Genomic DNA, 13,840 nt, shown 5'->3' with positions numbered 1-13,840 from the left:
GGCGTGGATCTACGGGGTCAGGGCCAAACCCAGCCGCAGCGGCTGGCGCATGTCCGCCGGCGGTCCCGCCTGCAGCGGGCCGGCCTGCAGCGTCGCGCGCAGGTCGGCGTCGACCTGGGCGTCACCCAGGCTGTCGAATTCCAGTTTCGAAATACGGCCATCCGCCGCGATCCACACGCTCACCGGCAGCGGCGTCGGCGTGTCCGGGTGGGCCTGCAGCCACTGCAGCACGCGCTGCGCCTGCGGGTCCTGCTCCTGCTGCAGGCGCTGCTGCAGCTGGCCACCCACGGCGGCGGCGTAGGCCATCCAGTGCGCAGGGGCTTCCTGCGCGGACGCCGCGGCACTCCCCAGTGCCAGTGCGCCGAACACTGCAGCCAGACGCCGCCACCAGCGGCGTAGGCCTGTCCTGTTCCCTGCCATGACCATCGCCTGCCTCCTGCGCGCCCATCCAGCGCGCCATGGTCGGCGTCATAGATGACAGGCAGATGGCGGTCGGCCCGGCGCGATCACTCGCCCAGGTCGGCCAGCACCTTGCGCGAGGGCGCGAAGAAGGTCACGCCGGTGGTGGCGGTGGAGAAATCGAGGATGCGGTCGTGCAGCGGCGCGGGATTGCCGATGAACATGCGCTCGAGCATCTTCTCGATCACCCACAGGCGGCGCGTGTAGCCGATGAAGTAGGTGCCGTACTCGCCACGGCCCGGGTTGGCGAACGGCATGTTGTCACGCAGGATCTCGTGCTCGCCGTCAGCGTCTTCGATGGTGCACAGCGTCTTGTGCGATTTCTGCGCATCGGCCGGCGCATCATCCAGCTCGATGTTGTCGTGCTTGGTGCGGCCGATGATCGCCTCCTGCGCCTCGGTCTTCTGCGCGCGCCAGGCATCGAGGTTGTGCAGGTACTTCTGCACCACCACGTAGCTGCCACCGGCATGCTCCGGGTCTTCATCGCCAACAATGGTGGCTTCCGGCAGCGACAGTCCTTCCGGGTTGGCGGTGCCATCGACGAAGTCGAGCAGGTCGCGGCCATCGAAGTAGCGGAAGCCGGCCACGTCATCGACCGCTTCGACCGCATCACCGAAGGCCATCAGCAGGTTGCGCTCGAACGCCACGATCAGGTCCATGGTACGTGCGCGGATGTGGTACAGCAGGTCACCCGGCGTGGACACAGCGGTGTGGGTCGCGCCCTTGATCTCGCGGAACGGCTTCAGCTCGCGTGGCGGCGTGGACCCTACCAGCGGCTGCCACACGCGATGGCCGATGGCCACGTTGCAGGTGAAGGTGCGCTCGATCTCGCGGATGGCGGTGTTCTTGATCAGATCGTCGGTACTGGCCAGCACCTCGCGCGCCTTGGCGATCGACGCCTCGTCGTCCTTCACCTTCAGCACCAGGAACGCCGCCGAATGGGTGAGCGGCGCGGTGATCTGCTGCGGCTCGTTGTCGAGCGTGTGGTTGAGGGCGGTGATCTGGACGGGCTGGGTGTTCACGGTATTCCTGCGGGCTTGAGGCGGGCGCTTCGCGTGCGGCGATGTGGGGGCGATCATAGCCGAAGCTCCTGATCGGCGACGGAGCGGTTCTCAGGTTGCGGCGGATACCGCGTGCGTTTGAGACGGCGCCATGACGCTGCTAGCCTGCGCCATGAGGCCGGCAGCACGTGGCCATCCCTGCACTTCACGGAGGAAGACGCTGATGTCCCATACATCGATGCAGTGGCTGCGCGCATCCGCCACAACCGTGGCCCTCGCTCTGGCGCTGGGCACACCGCTTGGCGCGCACGCCGCTGCCGAGGATCCCTTCTTCACCGCCCTCGATCGCTACGGCGCCGATGACTTCAGCGCATGCGCGCGGCTGCTCGGCGAGCTGTTGCAGCGTGGTGGCCGCTTCCCCGACGGCGGCGAGCTGCTGCTGGTGGAATGCACGGCCGCTGCCGGCGACCGCAGCCAGGCAATGGACTACGTGAACCAACTGCTGCCCCGCGGGCGCCTGTCATTCGATGATCTGCTGCACAAGGATCGGCCGGGCCTGAACGCCCTGCGCGCCGATCCGGCGTGGCCGGACATGCAGCGGCGCGTGGAAGCCGCCGAGCAGCAACGCCTCGCGCAACTGGACGCCCCGTTGCGCAAAGAGCTGCTGGAGCGCGCCGCACGTGACCAGGCCGCCCAGCATGTGGCCATCGACGCGGGGGGTGGCAATGCGTTCAAGGGCGTAGCACCGGTGGCCCAGGCCAATGCCGATTGGTTGAAGACCATGATTGCCGACAAGGGCTGGCCGACCTATTCGCGGGTCGGCCATGACGGGGCCAAGGCGGCCTGGCTGATCGTCCAGCACGCCGATCACGATCCCGCGTTCCAGGCACAGGTGCTGCCGCTGATCGAACATGCGGCGAAGGCCGGCGAGGCCGATCTTCCCGATCTGGCGTTGCTGACCGATCGCGTACTGCTCGCGCAGGGCAAGCCGCAGCGTTACGGCAGCCAGTTCACCACCGCCGGCGACGGCACGATGGAGCTGCGGCCCACCGAAGACATGGACGGGCTGGACGCACGGCGCCAGGCCATGGGGCTGCAACCGCTGGCGCAGTACAAGGCCACGCTGTCGGAGGCGTATCGCAAGCCAGTCCGCTAGGGCCGTATCAGCCTGGACGCATCACGGGTCGATGCAGACAACGTACTGCCGTGGGTCGGTCCAGGCGATGCGCAGATACGGACCTTCGAGCAGACCGCGGTCGCGAAGCCAGGCAAACACCTCGGCCGGGCTCCATTCGCGACCGGCCAAGAACGCTACGCCCCGGTCACGCAGGGCAGCGAACAAGCGGGCTTTGCCGATGTCGTCGCCCACTTCGGCGCACAATGTCGCCGCCTGCCCCGCCACGCCGAGTGCCTGCAACGCCGCACGCGCGTCTGCGTCCAGCACCACCACCTGCACGGTATTGCCGTCGGCCTGCTGCACATACGCGGAAATGGGGATCAGCATGCATACTCCTGGCTCGGCCCAGTATGCATGCTCCGCGGCGGGTATCAGCAGGTTCAGGTCGCGTCACTCCAGACCGCCAGCTCGTAGCCATCCAGATCGCGGAACTGGAAGCGGCGGCCACCGGGGAAGGCGAACACCGCCAGCACCACCTCGCCACCGGCAGTGATCACGCGTTGCTGTGCATCGGCCAGGTCCGCGCAGTAGAGGATCACCAGCGGCCCCCCGTGGGCACGCACCGGCGCGTCGGCCACGAAGCCACCTTTCAGACGGCCGTCGTCGAACTCGGTGTAGGCCGCGCCGTAGTCGGTGAAATGCCAGCCGAACACCTCGCCGTAGAAGCGTTTGCTGCGGGCAATGTCGGCGACGTTGAATTCGATGTTGTCGATGCGGCGTTCGGCATCGTGAGTAGCGGCATGGCTCATGGCATAGCTCCTGGGTGGGAGCCCAGCTTCAATCAGCGCGGCACCGCGGTCTTGAACGAAACGGCCATCATTGGCCCCATTCGAGGCGCAGTTCGCGTGCGGTCATGCTGGCAAGCTCGCGCGCCTCGCGGCTGAGGTGGGCCTGGTCGGCATAGCCGGCCTCTGCGGCCAGCATCGCCAGCGAGTGCTGCGGCAGCGCACGGCTGTGGCGCAGAAAGCGTTGCAGGCGCAGGATCCGCTCCAGCGTCTTGGCGCCGTAGCCGAACTGCAACTGGCTGAAACGTCGCAGGCTGCGCGGGCTCAGGCTCAAGTGCGCCGCCAGCATATCCAGCGTGGCGTCACCCGCGGCGAGCGACCGGAACAGAACATGTGCACGCTGCGCCGAAGTATCGAGCGCGGACGCACCCATATGCTGCTGCAGGCAGTGCGCCATCCGCTGCAGGCGCAGCGCAGGCGCGGTGTCGCCGATGGAGGCCGCAGCCTTCTTCGCCCACATGCCCTTCAGATCAGCCAGTGGCACGGCCTGGCCGATGATCCCGGCCAGGGGAAGGCCCAGCGCGGCCAATGCCTGGCCGGGACGGAAGCGTGCGCCCAGCACCTGTGCACCGGGTGCCAGCGCCGGGTGCGCGGCCACGCGGTCCGGGCCGACGACGAACAGCGCACCGTCGCGCCAGAGGATGTCCACGCAGCCATCGGGCAATACGGTGATGTGCCCGTCGGCATCGGCAGGAAGCTGGCTCTGCCACAACTGGCCAAAGTGGCCACGCAGCGGCGCAGGCGCCAGATGCTCCTGGTAGGCCGTGCCGGTACCTGCGAGAGAGGAAGGGTCGCCCATGCCGCATTGTGGCGCCACAGGGCCCATAAAAGTGAAGCCCGGCGCGAGGCCGGGCTTCGGTTGGCGTGTGGGAGAGAGAGAGAGTCACACGCCAGCACAACACGCTCTAACGACGGGCGTTTGTTACCAGGTGAAGCGCGGGCCCACGAACCACTCGCGGTCGCCGGCCTTGGCCAGCTTCACTTCGCCACTCAGGCCCCAGTTCTGGTTGAACTTGGCGGTGGCGCCGACGCGGCCGTAGAACTCGCCGTCCGGGTTGATGCCGTGCTTCTTGGCGTAGTCCTCGTAGCCGGCCATCACGTAGCCTTCCACGTACGGGTTGAACGCGGTGCGCACGCCGACCTCGGTCGAGTAGCCGTTGAAGTCCAGGCCGTGCTTCATGTCGAACTTCTGGTACGCGACGCGGGCCACCAGGTCGGTGTTCGGTGCGATACCGTAGTTGTAGCCGGCACCGATGCGCCACTGGTCGACGTCATTCTTGAACGTGTCGGTCTCCTGCGCGCTGTAGTCGCCGAAGATGTGGAAGTTCGGGTGCACCGCCACGGAACCCTTCACCTTCCAACCATCGGCGTCGCCGCCCTTGGCATCGGTGTTCACGTAGCCGCCTTCAACGTAGTTGTACGACAGGCCATCGGTTGCCGATGCAGCGAACGGCAGAGCAGCCAGAAGGCCCAGGGCGAGCAGCGAATTCTTGTTCATCGGGACACACCTTTAATTATTTTGGTTTCGTCGGCCGCCTCCCGGGAGGGGGAGAGAGAGGAGGCGGTCGACAGGTGTGAATTATCCGTTAGGGGGTCTAATCGGCCCTGAATATTGAACTGACTGGTGTATAAATAAGGCTGGCGTTCAGGGAACTCCTCATGCCGCACGTAGCCATCCCGTCACTGCTGTTTCCGCTGCATGCCCGACGCACAGCGCGGGCGTTGCTGCTCTTCGCCCTGCCGATGATGCTGCAGGTAGCCAACGCAGCCGAGCGAACCCGCCCTTCCGGGCGCATCGTGATTCAGACCGACGATGTCACGCGCTTCTTCAACGTGCTGGATGCAAGCGGAGGCAAGCCGAGTGCCGACGATCTGCAGCGTGGCTATCTGCATGCGGGTACGGATGCACTACGCAGCTTCACTGACAGCCGTATCGGCTCGATGGATCGTCTTGCAGATGCGATCCAGCACAAACCTGCGCTGTTTGCCAAAGCACGTACCTGTGCGACGGCGCTGCCGGAGATCCGCGAGCGGGTTGCCAAGGCGCTCGATCGGTTGGGCACCCTGCTTCCCTCCGCACGTTTTCCGCCGGTCACCGTGCTGGTGGGTCGGGGCAACAGCGGCGGTGTCACCACGCCCGACGGCGTGGTGATCGGACTGGAAGCACTGTGCAACGCCGACTGGATGCAGGCCGATGTGAGCGACCGTTTCGTGCACCTGATCGCCCATGAGTATGTACACATCCAGCAGCCGGGCGCAGCCGCGGACGTTGCGCAACCGACCCTGCTCTATCAGACGCTGCTGGAAGGAGGCGCCGAGTACGTGACCGAGCTGATCTCCGGGCAACCGGCCAACGCGCATCTGCGTCGTTGGACGCAGGGCCGCGAATGCGCCCTGGAACGCCAGTTCGCCCGGGACAGCGCCGGTACTGATCTGTCGCAATGGCTCTACAACGGAGCGGGCGACGAAACGCGCCGCGGCGATCTTGGCTACTGGATCGGCTACCGCATTGCCGCTGACTACGTTGCCCGCGCCGATGACAAAGCCGGTGCCGTCGCCACGCTGCTGGAGGTGCGCCCGGAAAGTGCGCCGGCATTGTTCGCCGCAAGTGAATGGCGCCCGGCGTGTGGGCCAGTGGAAAACGGCCAGGAATGAGGCCGTCTTCAGGCTGATGAATTGGGCGATTCGAGCAACCGCAAGGCCGTCGCCTCTGTGCACATCAGCTCGCCTGATCTCACTCGTTAAGCTTCGCTGACGAACATATTTCACAACCCTTCCACGTCTTCCAACTTCAGCTGAAAGCGCTTGTCAGCGTGGGGAACAAACGCCGCTATATTCCAGCTTCCCCAGACGAAGGAGGGAGTGCAATGAACCTGAACCCGCAACACATGAAGACGGCCCGCGCACTTGCTGTAGCGCTCATCGCCACCGTGAGCCTTGGCGCTTGTGCCACCTACAAGGACGAGTTCGCAACCATCAACTCGCGCCTCGATCAGCTCGATGTAAAGGTGCAGGGCGCTGCACAGAGTGCCGAGTCCGCCAACCAGTCGGCACAGCAGGCCAATCAGCGCCTGGACCAGATCGAAGGCCGCGTGCAGCAGCTTGAAAGGGCTCCCGTCGGACGCAAGCCGCGCGGCTGATCGTTCCCTCACCGTTTGAATTGATCCACCTCTGTATCGGGAACCAGTGGCCCTCACCGGCCACTGGCGTCCTTCCACCAAGATTGCATTGCCAGGAGCCGTCCCATTCGTACCTCCTCCTCCCCTGCACGCCGCGCCCTCCATGCCGCACTGGCCATGGCACTGGCCGTTGCATGCAGCGGCGTAGCCAACGCCAGGGACAAGGACGCACCCGCACCACCGTCGGCCGCCGTTGATGAACTTCCGCCCGACCAGAGCGTCTCCGAAACGGTGATCGAGCTGGCCGGCTGGGTGGTCGCCAGCAAGGACAACCAGGGCTATCCGTTCGCGATCATGGACAAGGCTGCCGCGCAGGTCCTGGTCTTCGGCGGCGACGGCAAGCTGCGCGGCGCCGCGCCAGCGCTGTTCGGTTCGGCCATCGGCGATCATTCCGCACCCGGCGTCGCCAAGCTTGCCCTGAGCGCGATTCCCGGCCACGACCGCACCACGCCTGCAGGCCGCTTCATTGGTGCCTATGGCCCCTCCGACGATGCCGGGCGCGTGCTGTGGGTGGACTACGATTCCGCCGTGTCGATGCATCCGCTGCCGCCGGGCAGCCCGAAGGAAAAGCGTGCCGAACGACTGGCAACGCCGACGCCGGACGACAATCGCGTCACCCACGGCTGCATCAACGTCTCGCCGGCGTTCTACGAGCAGATCGTGCACTCCACGTTCGAGAAGGGCGGCGTGTTCTACATCCTGCCGGACAAGGATTCGATCGCGAAGACGTTCCCGGCGTTCGCGCAGAGCCGTGCCGCCGCGGATGGCGACGAAAAGAAGACCGCACAGCACGCTGGCGAGTAGTGCGTTTGTGCGTCCGCTCTGGGCGTTGTGGGCACATGCCTGGGCCATGCCCGGCCGCCGGGGCGGCTGCGATGCACAGTCTGCTCGTGGAAAGCCGCCTGCCTATGAGACCGGGTGCCCCCCGAGGCGCGGCGCGCTGGCATACTGCGCCCGTTGATGATCCTGCGAGGCAATGCCTGCCTCGTCCAAGAGGCCGCCGGTGGACCCACTCTTCCAGTTTCTGCTGAGCACGATGGGTGGCGTATTCGTCTTCCTGTTCTTCGTGGCGCGCGAGTACCTGCGTGGCCTGGGATGGCTGCTCGGTTCCTGGGATCCGAACATGGGGCACGCGACCGAAGATGAGCTCATTTCGAAGGCCAATCGCAGCGCCTTGCTGATTGCGGCGGTGCTTCTGGCGTGGGCCTTCATGGGCCCTTCTCCCTACCGCCGCAACTGGGAAATCGAAGTAATGGGCATCGGCACCGGCATGTTGCTGGCTTATGTGGTGATCATCCGCCTTGCAGCTTCAAGGGTGAAGAGGCTGCTTGGGTGAGCGTGCCTCACATCGGCACCAATGAGGATCAGGAAGCCGTAGCCTCTGCAGCCCGCGCCAATGCCGCGGCGTGCGCGTCGCCCTTCCGCTCGCTGTAGCGGTCTACCAGGTAGTCCGACCGGCCCCGCGTCAGCAGCGTGAACTTCACCAGCTCTTCCATCACGTCCACCACCCGATCGTAGTACGGCGAGGGCTTCATCCGGCCGTCGTCATCGAATTCCTGCCAGGCCTTGGCCACCGACGACTGGTTGGGGATGGTCAGCATGCGCATCCAGCGGCCGAGCAAGCGCAACGTGTTGACCGTATTGAACGACTGCGAGCCGCCACTCACCTGCATCACCGCCAGCGTCCTGCCCTGCGTGGGCCGCACGCTGCCATCTTCCAGCGGCAACCAATCGATCTGGTTCTTGAACACGCCGGTGACCGTGCCATGCCGCTCGGGGCTGACCCAGACCTGCCCTTCCGACCACTGCGACCAGGCGCGCAGCCGCTGCACTTCGGGATGACTCGAATCCACGCTGTCCAGCATCGGCAGCGCATGCGGATCGAACACCCGGGTTTCGCACCCCAGGTGGCGCAGCAGCCGCTCGGCTTCCAGCACCAGCTTGCGGCTGAACGACTGGGGCCGCAGCGAGCCGTAGAGCAGGAGAATGCGTGGCGGCCCCAGATCTGCCGCGGCGAGCTGGTGATGATCGGGCTGGGGCAATGACGATTCCGCCAGGTTGGGCAGGTCCGGGCTTGTGATTGGCACATTCATTCGACTATTCTAGAAATATGGAAACGTCGAATGCAATCACCGCCCTGATCGCCCTCGGCCATGCCACCCGCCTGGCTGCCTTCCGCCTGCTGGTGGAGGCGGGCCCGGCAGGGCGCATGGCGGGCGACATCGCCACGGCCCTGCAGGTGCCTCCAGCCACGCTCAGCTTCCACCTGAAGGAGCTGGTGCAGGCTGGGCTGGTGGCGAGCGAAAGCCAAGGTCGCCACGTCTGCTACCGCGCCAACTTCGATGCGATGAACGGCTTGATCCAGTACCTGACGCACAACTGCTGCGCGGGCTCCCCGGATGCGCGGTGCGCGGTGAGCGAACCGGCATGCAGGTGCTGAGATGAAACCCGACCCGGTGATTCGTGCAGGCACGCGCGACGACGTGTGCTCCATCCGCGACCTTCTGCAGCAGGCGCAGTTGCCCGTGGCCGATCTGGAAAGCAGCGAGGTGGCGTTTCTCGTCGCAGACCTCGACGGCGTTCCGGTGGGTGCCGTTGGATTGCAGATCTTCGGCGCGTCGGCCCTGCTTCGCTCCCTGGTGGTGTCCGATGACCGACGCAATACCGGCCTTGGGCGCGCGTTGCTGGCAGCGGCCGAAGAGATGGCCCACCGTATGCAGGTCTGGGAACTGGTGTTGCTGACAACGTCGGCAGGCCCGTGGTTCGCGCGGCACGGCTATGCCGGATGCGATCGCGCGCAGATAGCCGAGGCGATCCGCAGCTCTGCCGAGTTCACTTGTCTCTGCCCGGCCAGCGCGCTTTGCATGTCCAAGCCACTCACTGACCACGGAAGCCACATGACCCGCAATGTCCTGTTCCTCTGCACCGGCAACAGCGCGCGCAGCGTGCTGGCTGAAGCCACCCTGCGCGCCTGGGGCGGCGATCGCTTCAGGGCTTTCAGTGCGGGCAGCCAGCCCACTGGCCAGATCAATCCCTTCGCGCTCGCCCAGTTGCACGCCGAAGGAATGCCCATTGAGAGTCTGCGCAGCAAGTCGTGGGATGAGTTCGTGGATGCAGCCCCGATGGACCTGGTGATCACCGTGTGTGACGCGGCCGCTGCCGAAGCCTGCCCTGTGGTGTTCGGTGACTTCATCCGCAGCCACTGGGGCCTGCCCGATCCGGCCGCCGTGGAAGGCACCGGTGCCGACAAGGCCGCAGCCTTCGCACTGGCCCATGCCATCGTGAAAACGCGCCTGCGTGCGCTGCTCGCACTGCCCGACTCGGTGTGGTCCGAACGCGAAGCGCTGCAGCACGCGCTGGACCGGATCGGCCAGCTGCTGCCGACCGACAGCGCGCAGTGACGGTGCCACTGCCATGAGTCTGTTCGAGCGCCACCTGACGCTGTGGGTTGTGCTGTGCATTGCGATGGGCACGCTGCTGGGCCACGTCCTGCCCGGTGCTTTCGCGGCGCTGGCCTCCGCCGAAGTGGCCAAGGTCAACCTGCCGGTTGCCGCGCTGATCTGGCTGATGATCATCCCGATGCTGCTGAAGGTCGACTTCACTGCGATGCGCCAGTTGCAGCAGCACTGGAAGGGTATCGGGGTGACGCTGTTCATCAACTGGGCCGTGAAGCCGTTCTCGATGGCGCTGCTGGGCTGGCTGTTCCTGCGCCATGCTTTCGCCGTCTGGTTGCCCGCAGCACAGATCGACAGCTACATCGCCGGGCTGATCCTGCTGGCAGCCGCGCCCTGCACCGCCATGGTGTTCGTGTGGAGCAACCTGTGCCGTGGCGATGCGAATTTCACCCTGAGCCAGGTGGCGTTGAACGACGCGATCATGGTGGTCGCTTACGCACCGGTGGTTGCACTGCTGCTCGGCCTGTCGGCGATCACCGTGCCGTGGGACACCCTGCTGTTGTCGGTTGGCCTCTACATCGTGGTGCCGGTGCTGGTGGCCGCGTTGCTGCGGCGCTGGATCCTTTCGCGTGGCGGCGAGGCGAGGCTGCAGCGTGCGCTTCGACGGCTGGGCCCGCTGTCGCTGTCCGCCCTGCTGCTGACGCTGGTGCTGCTGTTCGGGTTCCAGGGCCAGCAGATCGTGAAGCAACCGCTGGTGATCGCGCTGATTGCCGTGCCGATCCTGATCCAGGTCTATTTCACTTCGGGCCTGGCCTACCTGCTCAACCGCCGCCTGGGCGTGGCACATTGCGTGGCCGGCCCGTCAGCACTGATTGGCGCCAGCAACTTCTTCGAACTGGCGGTGGCGACTGCGGTGGGACTGTTCGGCGTGCATTCGGGGGCTGCGCTGGCGACGGTGGTGGGCGTGCTGATCGAGGTGCCGGTCATGCTGTCCGTGGTGCGGATCGTGAACCGTACTCAGGCCTGGTACGAAAGACCCGAAGAGCGCTGACAGCCAGAGTGGGCGAGTTCGATCTACGTTCTTCGCTCCGCACTGTCGTCATCAGCTTGGTGGGGTACCCATATCCCTGTCATCAAGTTCGAACCATGTCGCATATTCCCCATGCTGCTACGGACGTTGCGGCACCTGCGTCAGCGACGGCTTAACAGCATGCAAGAATGCTGAAAGCGTCTTCGATCAGACGCTGTTTACAACTTGTCTGATTGGCGTTGCGCAGCGACAGCGGTACAGATGGCCGGCCACCGGAAAATCGGTGGCCGGGCCTCGAAAACCCGTTAGATCACGAACGTTGTTTGCGCTTGCCAGCCGGCGTCACCCCGCGTGGCGCCGGCTGGCATTCCGTCTGCCGGCTATGGCGGGCGGAGCGTGGAGGCCTTGCGCCTGCCGGTCTTGTTCGTGATCTCCCGGTTTTCGAGCCACGTCTCCGCCCGCCACCTTTACGTGGCGGCTGCCGTCTGTCCTGCACGGAGCACTGCCATGACATCACCGGACTTCCCCCGCCTGCATCCGCATCGCACATCCGCCACTGACGGTGAGCCATCAGAGCACGCGCCTGCGACCGATCCGAATGCCTTCATCGCCACGCTTCGTCGCATCGGCAAAGGCGCGGCCGCCGATGGCCAACCCTGGCCGGAGCGTCACCAGATGCCGGGCCGTTGCATGGCGCTGGCCGATGCGGACTGTGCGCTGGCCGGCCAACGCGTGACGCTGGAGCTGCTGCTGGCGGCCGAGCGCGTGCGTCAGAACGGCACGGAGGCCGAGTACGTGGGCGACCGGGTGATGGAAGGGCTGATCCTGGCGTGCCTGACCATGAACGCACAGGCCAGCGCGCGCATGCAGCCGGAAGGATGACGCGGGCGCCACATCACTCGCAGAGTGCGCTGTCTTCCTTCAACGCGGCATCCTGCAGTGGCTGGCGTTGTTCGATCTGCGCACGCTGTTCCGCCGTCGGCTCACCCAGCCACCACACACGACAACGCGCGGTCAGACGGCCGACCATCTTCGCCTCCGTCGGCGAATACAGCATCGCCAAGGCGGTGCCGTGGCAGTCGTGGGCCTGGCAGGCGGTATAGAACCAACCAAGGTTGGCAGCTACCAGAAGCGGGCTCCGTCGTAGATCCACGCCATGTGTGGATGGCACGCGCACAAAAAAAACCCCGGCACGTGGCCGGGGTTTTTCGATTCACTTGAACAGCGTGTCCGGATACTCCGGTTTCTGTTCCCGCGCCAGCAGTGCGCGCAGGCCTTCTTCCGGGGTCTGCTCGCCATGCAGCACGGCACGCACACCGTCGGAGATCGGCAGGTCGATGCCATGGCGGCGCGCCTGTCGCATCACTTCGTCGGCGGTCTGCACCGACTCGACCACCTGGCCGATTTCGCGCACCGCATCCTGCAGCGTCTGGCCACGGCCCAGGGCCAGGCCCAGGCGGCGGTTGCGCGACAGGTCGCCGGTACAGGTCAGCACCAGATCGCCCAGGCCGGCCAGGCCCATCAACGTTTCCGGCTTGGCGCCGATCGCAGCGGCCAAGCGCAGCATCTCGTTGAGGCCACGGGTGATCAGGCCGGCACGGGCGTTGAGGCCCAGCTGCATGCCATCGGCCACGCCGGTGGCCACGGCCAGCACGTTCTTCATCGCGCCGCCCAGCTCGGCACCGACCATGTCGTCGCCGGTGTAGGCGCGGAACGCCGGGCCATGCATCGCCTCGGCCACCGTCTGCGCGAACTCGGGTACGTCGCCATGCACGGTGATCGCGGTCGGCAGGCCCTGGGTGACTTCCTTGGCGAACGACGGCCCGGTGACAACGGCCAGCGGCACATCCTCACCCAGCACTTCGCGCGCCACTTCATGCAGGAAACGGCCCGAACCGGGTTCGAAGCCCTTGGTGGCCCAGGCCACGCCGGCACCGGCCGGCCGCAGCGGCGCCAACGCACGCACGGTCTCACCGAACGCGTGCGACGGCGTCACCACCAGGATCCAGGCCGCGCCCTGCACCGCCGACGCCAGGTCGGTGGTAGCCCGCAGACTGTCCGGCAGCGGGATGCCCGGCAGGTAACGCGGGTTCTCGTGGCGCTGGTCGATGGCGTCGACCACGGCAGCATCGCGCCCCCACAGCACGGTCGGGTGACCGTGCCGTGCGAGCAGGCTGGCCAGCGCGGTTCCCCAGGAGCCGGCGCCCAGCACGGCGATCTTGTCAGCGGGAGTGCTCATCCGTGACGTCGCGGCAGGAATCAGGCGTTGCCGGCCGGCTCGGAGTCAGCCAGCGACGGTGCGTCGCCCTGCTCCTGGCGCTGGCGCAGGGTTTCTGCGTACAGGCCTTCGAAGTTGATCGGCTGCAGGAAGAACGGCGGGAAGCCGCCGGCCTGGATCAGGTCGCTGATCAGCTGGCGCACGTACGGGAACAGGATGTTCGGGCACTGGGTGCCGAGCAGCACGTCGATCGACTGCGGGTCCAGGCCGACCAGGCCGAACACGCCGGCCTGCTTCACTTCGGCCACGTAGGCGGTGCGCTCACCGGCCTGGCAGGTCAGGGTCACGGCCAGCACGACTTCGAAGGCGTTCTCACCCAGGCGCTGCACCTGCTGGTTCAGGTTCAGCTGCAGCTCCGGCTGCACCTGGTCATTGAAGATGGTCGGCGCGTTCGGCGACTCGAAGGAGACGTCCTTGACGTAGATCTTCTCGACGGTGAAAGCGGGGCCGGTAGCGGCATCGACCGGCGCAGCGGCGCCGTTGGTGATCTCTTCGGACATTTCCAGTAACTCCAGGTGAATGCAATGAAAACGATG

Annotated in this window: 19 protein-coding genes and 1 pseudogene; 10 read left to right on the top strand and 10 right to left on the bottom strand. The window is 66.0% G+C overall.

The window, feature by feature from the left end; translation table 11 throughout:
* Nucleotides 1–9: 9 nt before the first annotated feature.
* Together AC5P66_RS04600 and AC5P66_RS04595 are read right to left on the bottom strand one after the other, a co-directional pair.
* Entirely contained in the window at nucleotides 10–426 is a 417-nt protein-coding gene (locus AC5P66_RS04600; protein ID WP_099496092.1) for a hypothetical protein, read from the bottom strand.
* An 80-nt stretch (nucleotides 427–506) separates the two neighbouring features.
* Nucleotides 507–1,481, bottom strand: coding sequence for a Dyp-type peroxidase (locus tag AC5P66_RS04595; RefSeq protein ID WP_099496091.1), 975 nt, complete (start codon nucleotides 1,479–1,481; stop codon nucleotides 507–509).
* A 202-nt stretch (nucleotides 1,482–1,683) separates the two neighbouring features.
* Between AC5P66_RS04595 and AC5P66_RS04590 the strand changes: the two genes are divergently transcribed.
* Nucleotides 1,684–2,616 carry a DUF6624 domain-containing protein gene (locus AC5P66_RS04590; RefSeq protein ID WP_049439259.1) on the top strand — a complete coding sequence of 311 codons (933 nt, stop codon included), beginning with the start codon at nucleotides 1,684–1,686 and terminating at the stop codon, nucleotides 2,614–2,616.
* Between the two features lie 21 nt (nucleotides 2,617–2,637).
* Here AC5P66_RS04590 and AC5P66_RS04585 read toward each other — a convergent pair whose 3' ends face one another.
* From AC5P66_RS04585 to AC5P66_RS04570, 4 genes are all read right to left on the bottom strand, one after another.
* Nucleotides 2,638–2,964, bottom strand: coding sequence for a hypothetical protein (locus AC5P66_RS04585; protein WP_099496090.1), 327 nt, complete (start codon nucleotides 2,962–2,964; stop codon nucleotides 2,638–2,640).
* A 53-nt stretch (nucleotides 2,965–3,017) separates the two neighbouring features.
* Complete coding sequence (locus tag AC5P66_RS04580; RefSeq protein ID WP_049439257.1) at nucleotides 3,018–3,386, bottom strand: VOC family protein; 369 nt, start codon at nucleotides 3,384–3,386, stop codon at nucleotides 3,018–3,020.
* 67 nt (nucleotides 3,387–3,453) lie between these two features.
* Nucleotides 3,454–4,221: a helix-turn-helix transcriptional regulator gene (locus AC5P66_RS04575; protein WP_099496089.1), complete on the bottom strand. Its 768-nt coding sequence runs from the start codon at nucleotides 4,219–4,221 to the stop codon at nucleotides 3,454–3,456.
* 123 nt (nucleotides 4,222–4,344) lie between these two features.
* Nucleotides 4,345–4,920, bottom strand: a complete 576-nt coding sequence (locus AC5P66_RS04570) for an OmpO family porin (protein ID WP_049416584.1) — start codon at nucleotides 4,918–4,920, stop codon at nucleotides 4,345–4,347.
* A gap of 161 nt (nucleotides 4,921–5,081) precedes the next feature.
* Here AC5P66_RS04570 and AC5P66_RS04565 point away from each other — a divergent pair, with 161 nt between their 5' ends.
* The 4 genes from AC5P66_RS04565 (at nucleotide 5,082) to AC5P66_RS04550 (ending at nucleotide 7,937) form a co-directional block, all read left to right on the top strand.
* Nucleotides 5,082–6,077 carry a DUF2268 domain-containing putative Zn-dependent protease gene (locus AC5P66_RS04565; RefSeq protein ID WP_049416582.1) on the top strand — a complete coding sequence of 332 codons (996 nt, stop codon included), beginning with the start codon at nucleotides 5,082–5,084 and terminating at the stop codon, nucleotides 6,075–6,077.
* Between the two features lie 212 nt (nucleotides 6,078–6,289).
* Complete coding sequence (locus AC5P66_RS04560; RefSeq protein WP_005420910.1) at nucleotides 6,290–6,562, top strand: hypothetical protein; 273 nt, start codon at nucleotides 6,290–6,292, stop codon at nucleotides 6,560–6,562.
* Between the two features lie 156 nt (nucleotides 6,563–6,718).
* Complete coding sequence (locus tag AC5P66_RS04555) at nucleotides 6,719–7,405, top strand: L,D-transpeptidase family protein (RefSeq protein WP_049416581.1); 687 nt, start codon at nucleotides 6,719–6,721, stop codon at nucleotides 7,403–7,405.
* A 199-nt stretch (nucleotides 7,406–7,604) separates the two neighbouring features.
* Complete coding sequence (locus AC5P66_RS04550) at nucleotides 7,605–7,937, top strand: hypothetical protein (RefSeq protein WP_238378540.1); 333 nt, start codon at nucleotides 7,605–7,607, stop codon at nucleotides 7,935–7,937.
* 28 nt (nucleotides 7,938–7,965) lie between these two features.
* On the opposite strand, the gene arsH is transcribed toward AC5P66_RS04550, so the two are convergent.
* Complete coding sequence (gene arsH / locus AC5P66_RS04545) at nucleotides 7,966–8,694, bottom strand: arsenical resistance protein ArsH (RefSeq protein WP_495216099.1); 729 nt, start codon at nucleotides 8,692–8,694, stop codon at nucleotides 7,966–7,968.
* Nucleotides 8,695–8,711: 17 nt separating this feature from the next.
* Here arsH and AC5P66_RS04540 point away from each other — a divergent pair, with 17 nt between their 5' ends.
* The 5 genes and pseudogenes from AC5P66_RS04540 (at nucleotide 8,712) to AC5P66_RS04520 (ending at nucleotide 11,908) form a co-directional block, all read left to right on the top strand.
* Nucleotides 8,712–9,041, top strand: a complete 330-nt coding sequence (locus AC5P66_RS04540) for an ArsR/SmtB family transcription factor (protein ID WP_099496087.1) — start codon at nucleotides 8,712–8,714, stop codon at nucleotides 9,039–9,041.
* Nucleotide 9,042: 1 nt separating this feature from the next.
* Nucleotides 9,043–9,462: pseudogene (gene arsN2 / locus AC5P66_RS04535) on the top strand (arsenic resistance N-acetyltransferase ArsN2); the annotation flags it as partial.
* A 36-nt stretch (nucleotides 9,463–9,498) separates the two neighbouring features.
* The gene (locus AC5P66_RS04530) at nucleotides 9,499–10,002 is read left to right on the top strand and encodes an arsenate reductase ArsC (RefSeq protein WP_241896217.1); all 504 of its coding nucleotides are present in this window, start codon (nucleotides 9,499–9,501) and stop codon (nucleotides 10,000–10,002) included.
* Nucleotides 10,003–10,015: 13 nt separating this feature from the next.
* A complete protein-coding gene (gene arsB / locus AC5P66_RS04525) occupies nucleotides 10,016–11,047 on the top strand; it encodes an ACR3 family arsenite efflux transporter (protein ID WP_099496085.1) in 1,032 nt (343 codons plus the stop codon).
* A 486-nt stretch (nucleotides 11,048–11,533) separates the two neighbouring features.
* Nucleotides 11,534–11,908 carry a hypothetical protein gene (locus AC5P66_RS04520; protein ID WP_049439243.1) on the top strand — a complete coding sequence of 125 codons (375 nt, stop codon included), beginning with the start codon at nucleotides 11,534–11,536 and terminating at the stop codon, nucleotides 11,906–11,908.
* A gap of 13 nt (nucleotides 11,909–11,921) precedes the next feature.
* Here AC5P66_RS04520 and AC5P66_RS04515 read toward each other — a convergent pair whose 3' ends face one another.
* The 3 genes from AC5P66_RS04515 to secB all read right to left on the bottom strand — a co-directional run bounded on the left by AC5P66_RS04515 (nucleotide 11,922) and on the right by secB (nucleotide 13,804).
* Entirely contained in the window at nucleotides 11,922–12,056 is a 135-nt protein-coding gene (locus tag AC5P66_RS04515; RefSeq protein WP_258014920.1) for a hypothetical protein, read from the bottom strand.
* 183 nt (nucleotides 12,057–12,239) lie between these two features.
* Entirely contained in the window at nucleotides 12,240–13,265 is a 1,026-nt protein-coding gene (locus AC5P66_RS04510) for an NAD(P)H-dependent glycerol-3-phosphate dehydrogenase (protein ID WP_049416568.1), read from the bottom strand.
* Nucleotides 13,266–13,285: 20 nt separating this feature from the next.
* The gene (gene secB / locus AC5P66_RS04505) at nucleotides 13,286–13,804 is read right to left on the bottom strand and encodes a protein-export chaperone SecB (protein ID WP_005407596.1); all 519 of its coding nucleotides are present in this window, start codon (nucleotides 13,802–13,804) and stop codon (nucleotides 13,286–13,288) included.
* Between the last annotated feature and the right edge of the window lie 36 nt (nucleotides 13,805–13,840).

The sequence above is a fragment of the Stenotrophomonas sp. YJH_SMC_122 genome (assembly GCF_059369535.1).
This window is presented reverse-complemented; position numbering and strand designations above follow the sequence as displayed.

Coding starts and splice junctions, on each gene's coding strand:
- AC5P66_RS04600 (WP_099496092.1), bottom strand. CDS start 426: ATGGTCATGGCAGGGAACAGGACAGGCCTACGCCGCTGGTGGCGGCGT.
- AC5P66_RS04590 (WP_049439259.1), top strand. CDS start 1,684: ATGTCCCATACATCGATGCAGTGGCTGCGCGCATCCGCCACAACCGTG.
- AC5P66_RS04585 (WP_099496090.1), bottom strand. CDS start 2,964: ATGCTGATCCCCATTTCCGCGTATGTGCAGCAGGCCGACGGCAATACC.
- AC5P66_RS04580 (WP_049439257.1), bottom strand. CDS start 3,386: ATGAGCCATGCCGCTACTCACGATGCCGAACGCCGCATCGACAACATC.
- AC5P66_RS04575 (WP_099496089.1), bottom strand. CDS start 4,221: ATGGGCGACCCTTCCTCTCTCGCAGGTACCGGCACGGCCTACCAGGAG.
- AC5P66_RS04570 (WP_049416584.1), bottom strand. CDS start 4,920: ATGAACAAGAATTCGCTGCTCGCCCTGGGCCTTCTGGCTGCTCTGCCG.
- AC5P66_RS04565 (WP_049416582.1), top strand. CDS start 5,082: ATGCCGCACGTAGCCATCCCGTCACTGCTGTTTCCGCTGCATGCCCGA.
- AC5P66_RS04560 (WP_005420910.1), top strand. CDS start 6,290: ATGAACCTGAACCCGCAACACATGAAGACGGCCCGCGCACTTGCTGTA.
- AC5P66_RS04555 (WP_049416581.1), top strand. CDS start 6,719: ATGGCACTGGCCGTTGCATGCAGCGGCGTAGCCAACGCCAGGGACAAG.
- arsH (WP_495216099.1), bottom strand. CDS start 8,694: ATGAATGTGCCAATCACAAGCCCGGACCTGCCCAACCTGGCGGAATCG.
- AC5P66_RS04540 (WP_099496087.1), top strand. CDS start 8,712: ATGGAAACGTCGAATGCAATCACCGCCCTGATCGCCCTCGGCCATGCC.
- AC5P66_RS04530 (WP_241896217.1), top strand. CDS start 9,499: ATGACCCGCAATGTCCTGTTCCTCTGCACCGGCAACAGCGCGCGCAGC.
- arsB (WP_099496085.1), top strand. CDS start 10,016: ATGAGTCTGTTCGAGCGCCACCTGACGCTGTGGGTTGTGCTGTGCATT.
- AC5P66_RS04520 (WP_049439243.1), top strand. CDS start 11,534: ATGACATCACCGGACTTCCCCCGCCTGCATCCGCATCGCACATCCGCC.
- AC5P66_RS04515 (WP_258014920.1), bottom strand. CDS start 12,056: ATGGTCGGCCGTCTGACCGCGCGTTGTCGTGTGTGGTGGCTGGGTGAG.
- AC5P66_RS04510 (WP_049416568.1), bottom strand. CDS start 13,265: ATGAGCACTCCCGCTGACAAGATCGCCGTGCTGGGCGCCGGCTCCTGG.
- secB (WP_005407596.1), bottom strand. CDS start 13,804: ATGTCCGAAGAGATCACCAACGGCGCCGCTGCGCCGGTCGATGCCGCT.